Origin of the sequence: Oceaniferula marina, from assembly GCF_013391475.1 — a bacterium.
Classification (GTDB): domain Bacteria; phylum Verrucomicrobiota; class Verrucomicrobiia; order Verrucomicrobiales; family Akkermansiaceae; genus Oceaniferula; species Oceaniferula marina.
Genome location: NZ_JACBAZ010000063.1, coordinates 1 through 518 on the forward strand (window position 1 = coordinate 1; position 518 = coordinate 518).

Genomic DNA, 518 nt, shown 5'->3' on the forward strand with positions numbered 1-518 from the left:
CTTTACGTTCGGCAATAATAAGAAATCTCTCGGGAGCGATATGCGATACATTCTAAGATTAGCGGTTGTCGGCCTGTGTTGCTTAGTTGCGTCTCAGTGTAGAACGAGTACGAAAACGTCTGAAACCGCTGATGGTTTTGCGCAAGCTCACGAATTTAGAATTCGAGCTGCCGAGTACCATAATAAGAACGGCGATTTTCCTGAGAGGATAGATGAACTGATTTATCCTGGAGATCGCGTAATTAAGCGAGATGATTGGGTTATATTATCTCCATCAGAGGACTATTTGGTTGAATCAAGGAAGACCTTTACTGAGACAGATGTGCCGTTCAAGTTAGCCATTAGTAAAGACTACGAAGTTATAGTGTTGAAGCAGTAGACTCTGCTAAAAATGTGGCCGAACAAGTCGCAGCACCCGACAGCTAGCAGCTGACTGGCCAGGTTTTTCGGCTGGTTTACAGAATTGAAACTTATAATCTTTGCGCAACTGGTACATCGCTGCCGGTGTGCTTTACGTT

Annotated in this window: 1 protein-coding gene; it reads left to right on the forward strand. The window is 44.2% G+C overall.

What is annotated here, in order from left to right; translation table 11 throughout:
* A partial coding sequence (locus tag HW115_RS19895; RefSeq protein WP_227021689.1) for a hypothetical protein occupies positions 1-379 on the forward strand: 379 nt, incomplete at its 5' end.
* Positions 380-518 lie beyond the last annotated feature (139 nt).